Origin of the sequence: uncultured Aureimonas sp., assembly GCF_913775355.1 — a bacterium.
GTDB lineage: Bacteria > Pseudomonadota > Alphaproteobacteria > Rhizobiales > Rhizobiaceae > Aureimonas.
This window is the reverse complement of the sequence record NZ_CAJYIU010000273.1, coordinates 1-9,336: the sequence shown is the minus strand read 5'-3', so window position 1 is coordinate 9,336 and position 9,336 is coordinate 1. Positions and strand designations below refer to the sequence as shown.

10 protein-coding genes and 1 pseudogene are annotated in these 9,336 nt (G+C 70.0%); 3 read left to right on the top strand and 8 right to left on the bottom strand.

Annotated features, from left to right (window positions below; genetic code table 11):
* Positions 1-364 precede the first annotated feature (364 nt).
* The 5 genes from QZ753_RS16590 to QZ753_RS16570 form a co-directional block, all read right to left on the bottom strand.
* Positions 365-613, bottom strand: coding sequence for a hypothetical protein (locus tag QZ753_RS16590; protein WP_294645211.1), 249 nt, complete (start codon positions 611-613; stop codon positions 365-367).
* Between the two features lie 73 nt (positions 614-686).
* On the bottom strand, positions 687-1,889 hold the full coding sequence (pcaF, locus tag QZ753_RS16585) for a 3-oxoadipyl-CoA thiolase (RefSeq protein ID WP_294645208.1): 1,203 nt from the start codon (positions 1,887-1,889) through the stop codon (positions 687-689).
* A gap of 1 nt (position 1,890) precedes the next feature.
* Entirely contained in the window at positions 1,891-2,562 is a 672-nt protein-coding gene (locus QZ753_RS16580; protein WP_294645207.1) for a 3-oxoacid CoA-transferase subunit B, read from the bottom strand.
* On the bottom strand, positions 2,559-3,293 hold the full coding sequence (locus tag QZ753_RS16575) for a 3-oxoacid CoA-transferase subunit A (protein ID WP_294645205.1): 735 nt from the start codon (positions 3,291-3,293) through the stop codon (positions 2,559-2,561). The genes QZ753_RS16580 and QZ753_RS16575 overlap by 4 nt, the downstream gene beginning before the upstream one ends.
* Positions 3,294-3,299: 6 nt before the next feature.
* Positions 3,300-3,590, bottom strand: a complete 291-nt coding sequence (locus QZ753_RS16570; RefSeq protein WP_294645203.1) for a hypothetical protein — start codon at positions 3,588-3,590, stop codon at positions 3,300-3,302.
* 90 nt (positions 3,591-3,680) lie between these two features.
* Between QZ753_RS16570 and pcaQ the strand changes: the two genes are divergently transcribed.
* Entirely contained in the window at positions 3,681-4,601 is a 921-nt protein-coding gene (pcaQ, locus tag QZ753_RS16565; protein WP_294645201.1) for a pca operon transcription factor PcaQ, read from the top strand.
* A gap of 19 nt (positions 4,602-4,620) precedes the next feature.
* Here the strand turns inward: pcaQ and QZ753_RS16560 are convergent, their stop codons facing one another.
* Positions 4,621-6,111 (bottom strand): MDR family MFS transporter, encoded by a 1,491-nt coding sequence (locus tag QZ753_RS16560; RefSeq protein WP_294645199.1) that lies wholly within the window; start codon positions 6,109-6,111, stop codon positions 4,621-4,623.
* Between the two features lie 422 nt (positions 6,112-6,533).
* Between QZ753_RS16560 and QZ753_RS16555 the strand changes: the two genes are divergently transcribed.
* Positions 6,534-7,214, top strand: coding sequence for a DedA family protein (locus QZ753_RS16555; protein WP_294645197.1), 681 nt, complete (start codon positions 6,534-6,536; stop codon positions 7,212-7,214).
* Between the two features lie 191 nt (positions 7,215-7,405).
* On the opposite strand, the gene QZ753_RS16550 is transcribed toward QZ753_RS16555, so the two are convergent.
* Positions 7,406-8,101: an aspartate/glutamate racemase family protein gene (locus QZ753_RS16550; RefSeq protein WP_294645196.1), complete on the bottom strand. Its 696-nt coding sequence runs from the start codon at positions 8,099-8,101 to the stop codon at positions 7,406-7,408.
* Positions 8,102-8,361: 260 nt separating this feature from the next.
* Here QZ753_RS16550 and ybaK point away from each other — a divergent pair, with 260 nt between their 5' ends.
* Entirely contained in the window at positions 8,362-8,853 is a 492-nt protein-coding gene (gene ybaK / locus QZ753_RS16545) for a Cys-tRNA(Pro) deacylase (RefSeq protein WP_294645194.1), read from the top strand.
* Positions 8,854-9,017: 164 nt separating this feature from the next.
* Here the strand turns inward: ybaK and QZ753_RS16540 are convergent.
* A pseudogene (locus QZ753_RS16540) lies at positions 9,018-9,336 on the bottom strand (methyl-accepting chemotaxis protein); the annotation flags it as partial.

The following is a 9,336-nucleotide window of genomic DNA, read 5'->3' as shown; positions in this document are numbered from 1 at the left end:
CTCGCGTCCAGCCACTCCGGCTCGATCGGCAGTCCGGGATGGGCGAGGCTGCCTGTCGGGGTGGCGTGGATCAGGCCGTCCGCCATGGCGAGCGCCTGCCCGACGTCGCGAACAGCCTGCGCGCGCCGTGCCAAAACGCCCGGTCAGGGCCTCGACCAGCGCGCTCGCCGCGCGCTTCGTCCTGATCGAAGACGAAGAGCCGCCTGCTCCTAGAGAACGGCCGATCCGAGCGCAACATTGGGGAGTCCCTACGCGAATGCTCTGGGAGAAACCGAGCCCGTCGACGTTGTGACCGGTGCGGTTCCATCGCGGAACACGACGGTGTTGACCGCACCGGGCATCGCCGCGTCGCCGCACAGGCGCGTCATGTGCGGAAGGAGAACTGCTTGCAGGGATGGGTGACGTCGATGCCGGCAAAGCCCTTTCCTTCCAAGTGGTCGGGAAGGGCCATCGCACCATGCGGCGCGCGCAGCGTGTCGAAGCGGCTGTGGCGATCGTCCAGTCCGAGCGCGCGGCCTTCGGTCTCGTGACGAGCCGGAGACTTGGACCGCTGGATGTCGGAGCCGATGAGGCCGATCCGGACGATCTCTTGGGTCTCACCCTCGGCGGTCATGCTGGCGTCCTCGCGGCGGAGCGCCGCGATCTCGGGGTCGCCGGTCCGGACGCCGAGGTAAGGCGCCGAGCGGTCAGACCCCTTCGATCGCCACGGCGATGCCCTGGCCGACACCGATGCACATGGTAGCGAGCGCCCGCCGGCCGCCCCTGAGCTGAAGTTCCAGCGCCGCCGTGCCGGCGATGCGCGCGCCCGACATGCCGAGCGGGTGGCCAATCGCGATCGCCCCGCCGTTCGGGTTCACCCGCGCGTCGTCGTCGGCGATCCCGAGATCGCGCAAGGTGGCGAGCCCTTGGCTGGCGAAGGCCTCGTTCAGCTCGATCACGTCGAAATCGGTCTGGGCGAAGCCGAGACGTGACAGGAGCTTCTTCGACGCCGGCGCCGGTCCGAAGCCCATGATGCGGGGCGCGACGCCTGCCGTCGCGCCACCGAGCACGCGGGCGATCGGGGTCAGGCCGTGGCGCTTGGCCGCCGCCTCCGATGCCACGATCAGCGCCGCGGCCCCGTCGTTGACGCCGGACGCGTTGCCCGCCGTCACCGTGCCGCCCTTGCGGAAGGGCGTCGGCAACTTGGCGAGCGCCTCGATCGTCGTCGCGCGCGGATGCTCGTCGCGGTCGACGATGACGGGATCGCCCTTGCGCTGGGGGATCGTGACGGGAACGATCTCGCGGGCCAGCCGCCCGTTCGCCTGCGCTTGCGCCGCCTTGTTCTGCGAGCGGAGGGCGAAGGCGTCCTGGTCCTCGCGGCTGACCCGGAAGTCCTCGGCGACGTTCTCGCCGGTCTCGGGCATCGAATCGACGCCGTACTGCGCTTTCATGAGCGGATTGACGAAGCGCCAGCCGATCGTCGTGTCGTGAATCTCGGCATGGCGCGAAAAGGCCGTCTCGGCCTTCGGCATGACGAAAGGCGCGCGGGACATGGATTCGACGCCCCCGGCGATCACCAGCTCCGCCTCGCCCGACTTGATGGCGCGGGCGGCCGTGATCACGGCGTCCATGCCGGAGCCGCAGAGGCGGTTCATCGTCGTGCCCGGCACGGTCTCGGGAAGGCCTGCGAGCAGCAGCGACATTCGCGCGACGTTGCGGTTGTCCTCGCCGGCCTGGTTGGCGCAGCCGTAGATCACCTCGTCGACGGCGGCGAAGTCGACCGACGGATAGCGCTCCATCAGCGCTTTCAGCGGCACAACCCCGAGGTCGTCGGCGCGCACGGACGAGAGCGCCCCGCCGAAGCGGCCGATCGGCGTGCGAAGGTAAGCGCAGATATAGGCCTCGGCCATGTCAGAGCTCCGGAACGAGAAGATCGGCGACGGTGCCGGGCACGTCGAGCTCGGCGCCCGTCACCGCCTGAAGGTCGGCAACAGACAGGGACGGCAGCTTCTCGCGCAAGACGAAGCGCCCGCCCTCGATGTCGATGACGGCAAGGCTCGTATAGACGCGGGTGACGCACCCGACGCCCGTCAGCGGCAGCGAGCAGCGCTTCACGAGCTTCGGCTTGCCGTCCTTCGTGACATGCTCGGTGATGACGGCGACGCGCTTGGCGCCATGCACGAGGTCCATTGCCCCGCCGACCGCCGGAACGCCCTTCGGCCCCGTCGACCAGTTGGCGAGGTCCCCCGTCTCGGCCACCTCGTAGGCGCCTAGGATCGCGACATCGAGGTGCCCGCCGCGCACCATGGCAAAACTGTCGGCATGGTGGAAGAAGGTGGTGCCGGGCTTGAGGGTCACGGCCTTCTTGCCGGCGTTGATGAGGTCCCAGTCCTCTTCGCCCGCCTGCGGCGCCTCGCCGAAGCCGAGGATGCCGTTCTCGGTGTGGAAGATCGCCTCGCGTCCCGGCGGCTGGAATTTCGCGACCATTTCGGGAAAGCCGATGCCGAGATTGACGTAGGCCCCGTCGGCGATGTCCTGCGCGGCGCGCCAGGCGATCTGGGTGGAAGACAGCTTGGCGCTCATGCGGTCCGCTCCGGGTAGACCGCGTTCGCGCGGTTGAGGTCTTCTTCCTGCACGGGGTCGGCAACCTCGACCACGCCCTGCACGAAGATGCCGGGCGTCACGACGCGTTCCGGATCGATCGCGCCGGGTTCGACGATCTCCGACACCTGCGCGATGGTCGTCGCGGCGGCCATCGCCATCAGCGGATTGAAGTTGCGCGCTGCCTTGTTGAAGACGAGGTTGCCGAGACGGTCGCCGCGATGCGCCTTGATGAGGGCGACGTCGGCCTTCAGCCAGCGCTCGCGCACGTAAGGGCGCCCGTCGAACTCCTCCACCGGCTTTCCTTTGGCGAGGTCCGTGCCGTAGCTCGTCGGTGTGTAGAAGGCGGGGATGCCCGCCCCGCCCGCGCGGATGCGCTCGGCGAGCGTCCCCTGCGGCACGAGTTCCAGCTCGATCTCGCCGGCGAGATACGCTTGCGTGAAGACGCGCGGGTCGGCCGAGCGCGGGAACGAGCAGATGAGCTTGGCTACCATGCCCTGCTCGATCAGCGCGGCGAGCCCGACATGGCCGTTGCCGGCATTGTTGTTGACCACCGTCAGATTCTTCGGCGAGCCCGAGGTGAGGAACCGGTCGATCAGCGCGTGGATCAGCTCGATCGGCGCGCCGGAGCCGCCGAAGCCGCCGATCATCACCACCGCGCCGTCCGCGATGCCGGACACGGCCGCGGCCAGATTGGGAAGGGTCTTGTCCATCGTGCGTCACATATCCAGAAAAACGGTTTCGGCCTCGCCCTGACGGCGGCTGTCGAAGGTGAAGACGGGCAGTCCGTCCCGTTCGGTACGGGGTGCGACCGACGTCACGCGCCGCGCTGGCTCAGGGGGTCGCCTGTCGACCAGGAGAAACTTGAACCGGTCGCGCAGGCGTTCGGCGGCCTCGGCTGATATCCGCAGGTCCGAGCCCGGCGAGTGGAGAAGGACGAGGCGCAGCGCGCCCGTTCGCCCGTCGACGCGGTCATGCGTCTCGATGCCGTTCGCGGTCACCAATGCCATGCGGCCCACCTCCCGTCTCCGGTCTAGGCCACTTGAACCGTCATGTTAAATGAGGATTGGTGCCTCGATGATAACTCTGAGGTTATGACGATGATCTCGTCCGCCCTGCGTCTGCGCCATCTTCGGACCTTCGTCGCCGTGGCGCGGCAGGGCAGTGTCGGGCGCGCGGCGGAGGAGCTTTCGGTCACGCAGCCGGCCGTCTCGAAGGCGATCAAGGAGCTGGAGACGATCCTCGGCGCCCCGCTGCTCGCGCGCGAGCGGGGCGGGCCGCTTCTCTCACCCTACGGCGAGATCTTCCTGCGCCATGCCGAGGCGAGCCTCTCGGCCCTGCGCCGCGGTGTCGAGGACGTCGGCGACGCCGCCTCGCCGAGCGCCCTGCCGGTTCGCATCGGGGCGCTTCCCACCGTGTCCGCCCGGCTCCTGCCGCCGGCGATCCGCCGCTACCTCGCCCACGATCTAGGCGCCATCCCGCGTATCGTCACCGGTCCGACGGCCTATCTCACCGCGCAGTTGCGGGAGGGCGCGCTCGACATCGTCATCGGACGGATGGGCGAGCCGGAGACGATGACCGGCCTCGTCTTCGAGCACCTCTATTCGGAGCTGATCGTCTTTGCCGTGCGCGCCGGCCACCCGCTCGCCGGACGCACGCTGCGCCCCGAGACGGTGCTGCCCTTCGATGTCCTCCTGCCGCCGCCCGGCTCGGTGATCCGCCCGACCGTCGACCGGCTCTTCGCCGCCGCCAACCTGCCGGCGCCGCCGCGCGTGATCGAGACCGTGTCGCTCGCCTTCTCGCGCGCCTACATCCTCGAGACCGACGCGATCTGGCTGATTTCCGAGGGCGTCGTCCTCGAGGACCTCCAGCGCGGCGTCCTCGATCGGCTCAGCGTGGACACGTCGCGCACGCAAGGCCCCGTCGGCATCACGATGCGCGCGGGCGACACGCCCTCGACCGCTGCCGCGATCCTCCTTCAGGAACTGCGCAACGTGGCGGCCGAGATCCGGCGCGGCTGACCGGCCGGAGGGCCGCCGGTCATCGGCCGTGCTCGAGGGCCTCGCTCGTCGCGGCGGCGGGGCGCCTGACGCCGTCGACCACACGGCCGTGGCCGCTGATCTCGCGGCCCGCGTCGGCGGAGAAGCGCAGGTTCCAGATCGTCGCGAGAAGCGAGACCACCACCACCACCGCGAAGGCGACCGAGAAGTCGGAGAGCTCGGGCACGGCGTGCCCCTGCGCGCCCATCGAGCCGTGCAGGGCGAGCGCCGCCACGCAGATGCCGAGCGACAGCATCAGCTGCTGAAAGGTCGTGTAGAAGCTCGTCGCCGAACTCATCTGCGCCGGTGAGATCCGGTCGTAGGCCACTGTGTTGTAGGCGGTGAACTGGAACGACATGGAGAAGCCGCAGCAGGCGAGGACGCCGAAGATCACCGGCAGCGGCCAGTCCGGGCGGAAGAAGGCGCAGAGGCCGTAAAGAAGCGCGGCGAGGACGCCGTTGACTACGAGCGCCTGGCGGAAGCCGAAACGCCGCAGGATCCTGGGCGCCAGCGCCTTCATCATCGGGGAGCCGATCGCGGTCGCGATCGTGACGAGGCCGCTCGTCGCGGCCGAAAGCCCGAAGCCGAGCTGCATCATCAGCGGCAGGAGAAACGGCTGCGCCCCTTGCGTGATGCGGGTCAGCGATCCCGCGATCACCGAGGTGCCGAAGGAAGGCACGCGCATCAGGGCGGGGTCGAGGATCGGCGCGGCGTGGCGCCGGGCATGGCGCAGGTAGATTGCGCCGGTCACGAGGCCGACCGCGACGAGCACCAGCGCCAGCATCCCCTCGCCGTCGCGGCTCGCGGTCTCGAAGCCGAAGAGGAGCGAGCCGAGCGAGATGCCCGAGAGGATCATGCCGACGCCGTCGAAGGGCCCGGCGCGCTCGCCCTTCGTCTCGTCGATGAAGAGACTGACGAGCACCATCCCGACGAGGCCGACCGGCACGTTGATGTAGAAGATCCAGCGCCAGTCCGCATAGGTGACGATGAAGCCGCCGACCGGCGGTCCGAGGATCGGGCCGATGAGCGCGGGCACGAGCAGCCACGATATGGCCGAGACGAGATCGCGCCGCTCCACCGAGCGCAGGAGCACGAGGCGCCCGACCGGCATCATCATCGCTCCGCCGAGCCCCTGGAGGAGGCGCGCGGCGACGAGGAACCCGAGCGAGGGCGCCATCGCGCAGAGGACGGAGCCCACGACGAAGACGCCGATGGCGGCCCGAAACACGGTGCGCGAGCCCCAGCGATCGGCCACCGCCCCGCTGACGGGAATGAAGACGGCGAGGCTGATGAGGTAGGAGGTGAGCGCGATGCTCATCGAGGGTGCGCCGACGCCGAAGTCGCGCGCCATCGTCGGCAAGGCGGTCGCGAGGATCGTGGCGTCGAGCTGCTCCATGAACATGGCGCTGGCGACGATGAGGGCGATGGTGCGGAAGTTGCGCCGGACGGGCGCGGCATCGGCGAAGTCGATGCTTGACGATGGAACGGACATGATAAATCGAAACGAACGCTTCACGGGCGGCGACGAGCCGGGCCGCCGGACGGCGTGACACCTTCGATGGGAATCGCAAGGGGGACATACGGTTCGACGCGGTGTTTGGCCACCCCTGTCCCGATCACAATATGGGCCGGGACGACGCTTTCCGCGCGTTCGGGACGGGTCCGCGCAAGGCATGAGATCGGGGCGCCCGGAGGCCTCGTCCCGCGCGCGGGTATCGCCTCGACGTCTCAAGGGGCCGGTGGTCGGCATCGGAGTCGGGGACGACGACGGGCACAGGCCGGATCGCGAACCGTCGGGCCTGCGAGCCGTCTCGCCCGTGCCACAGCAGCCGGAGTGCCAGCCCTTCGCCGCCAACGATCGCCCCATCGCGGCAGGTCTTCGCCCCGCCCTCCCCTTCGACATGCCGCGCCTATATGGTCGTGGGCATCGATCGCCGGGCGCGGGTCCCGGCACGGCGGAACCGATGCGGCGAGGGCATCCGGCGGCGGGGACCCGGCCATGACGTTCGCGCCGCGCCAAGGACCGGACCGATCGAGACCCTGATTGCCGAGTACGGCCTGCCTGCCATCTTCCTCGGCGCCGGGCTCGAGGGAGAAACCGTCGCCATCCTCGCCGGCGTCATCGCGCACGCGGGAACGCTCGGTTTCTGGCCCGTCGTCGTGGCGGTGGCGCTGGGGTCCTTCGTCGCCGACCAGATCTGGTTCGCCTGCGGACGGTACTTCCGAGGCTCCCGCCTCGTGCGGCGCATCAGCGCCCGCCCCTTCTTCGCCAAGGCGCTGCAGGCCTTCGAGCGACGGCCGGTCCTCTTCACGTTCGGCTTTCGGTTCGTCTACGGCTTCCGGACGGTGAGCCCGATCGCGATCGGCACGACGCAGCTTTCCACCGCGCGGTTCGTCATCATCAATGCCGCAGCCGCCGCGACCTGGGCCCTCGTCTTCGTCTCGGCCGGCTACTGGTTCGGCAACGCCATCGAGAGCGTCTTCGGCACGCTCCGTTCGAACCATCGCCTTCTCGTCGGCGCGGCGGGCGCGCTCCTTCTCGTCGGCGCGCTCGCCTTCTGGACCCGCCGCAAGTGGTTGCCGGACGGGTTGTGAACGCTTCCGCACGTGCCCCTGAGGCCCGACATCGGCACCGCCTGCGGGCCTGACAAGACGCCTAGAAAACGAGATCGTGCCACGCGGTCCTCGACGGCGCCGCATCCGAGGTCTCTACGGCATGGCGTCGACAAGACCGGCGACATGCGAAGGTTCCCGATCCAAGGGTCGGGACGACGCCCGGAGAGACCTCAGTCGCCGAGGGCCGCGGCGACGGCGGCTTCGGCATGGAGGGTCGTCGTGTCGAAGACCGGCACGGGACTGTCGTCCGGCCCGATCAGGAGCATGATCTCGGTGCATCCGAGGATGATCGCCTCGGCGCCGCGCGCCACGAGCTCGCCGATCACGGCCCGGTAGGCCTCGCGCGACGCCGGCAGCACCCGACCCGCCACGAGCTCCTCGTAGATGATGCGGTGGACGGTAGCACGGTCGCGTTCGTTCGGCACGAGGACGTCGAGCCCGTGCCGGTCCGCGAGCCGCCCCTTGTAGAACGCGTGCTCCATCGTGAAGGCCGTCCCGAGAAGGCCCGCCCGCGACAGCCCGGCGGCCCGGATGCTCCGGCCGGTCGGGTCGGCGATGTGGAGGAGCGGAATCTCGACGGCCGCCTCGACCGTCGGCGCGAGGCGATGCATCGTGTTGGTGCAGATGAGAAGGAGGTCGGCGCCCGCGGTCTCCAGCCGACGCGCTGCCTCGACCATCCGCTCGCCGAGCGTCGTCCAGTCGCCCGCGTGCTGCAGGCGCTCGATCTCGGAAAAGTCGAACGACCAGAGGAGGCAGCGGGCCGAGGCCGTCGGCCCGATCCGATCCCGGACGCCCTGATTGAGGATCCGGTAGTATTCGGCCGAGCTTTCCCAGCTCATGCCGCCGATGAGGCCGATCAGGCGCATCCCGCTTCCTCCGATTACCCGGCCGCCCGGGTGTGCCGCGCTCTCCATTGTCCGTCGTCTGACACGAGATGGGACGGTGGGTCTAGGAACGACGGACCCGCCGGACATTCGATGCGCCCGGTCGCCCGCGGTTGCGCTTGTGCGCCGAGGTGGCTAGCGGGTGGGGCGACGTGCGGGCCACGAGCCTCGGCTCCGCAGGGCGCCTCGTGCATCGCGCCGGGGCATCCGCCATCCCGCATGTCCGAACAGGAGGACCGCCCATGTCGAGTTCGACCCGAGCGACGCAGGCCCTGAAGGCGGCCGGGGCGAGCTTTGCCACCCGCGAGTACGCCTACGACCCAAAGGCGCAGCATATCGGCCTGCAGGCGGCCGATGCGCTCGGCGTGCCGCCCGAGCGCCTGCTGAAGACGCTGATGGCAACGGTCGACGGCAAGCCGGTCTGCGTCGTCGTGCCGTCCGACCGGGAGGTCTCGATGAAGCGACTGGCGGCGGCCGTGGCCGGCAAGTCGGCGCAGATGATGCCGCCGGGGGACGCCGAGCGCATGACCGGCTATGTCGTCGGGGGCATCAGCCCGTTCGGGCAGAAGCGGCGGGTCCCGGTGGTAATCGAGGAGCAGGCGCTCCGGCACGAGCGGGTCTTCGTCAACGGCGGACGGCGGGGCCTTCAGATCGAACTGGCTCCCGCAACGCTGCGCGAACTCTTGGAGGCGGTCGTCGCCCCGGTCATCGCCGAGAAGGGCATCGCGCCATGACGCATGGCGAGAGTGCGGCCTCCGCACGTCGGTAGGACCGCTGCAGAGCGGCAAGCCCGAGCGCCGGAACCGCAGCTCCGATCACCGCGCGGTCGCGCCTTGCAGTCCTGTCGTCACCGGCGCCGAGTGGACGCCGGTCGGGGCCGTCGCCGCGGCGTCCTCCCTCAGAACTCCTCCCAGCCTTCCTCGACGGCCGCGGCCTTCGGAGCCGCCCCGCCGTGACCGGCGGTGCGCATCTGCGCGACGGGACGGGCCGGGGCCGGCTGAACCGGATGCATCGGTGCCGCCGCCACGCGGCGCGGCGCTGCGGCGTGTGCCGCATGGGCGGCGGTGCGCACGGATGCTGACACCGACGGTGCGGGCGCACGGTGCCCCGCCCCCGTCGCAACGCCCGACACCAGACCCGCCAGACCCTCCGTCTCGCCCGACAGCGCCTGCGCCGCCGCCGTCGTCTCCTCCACCATCGCCGCGTTCTGCTGCGTG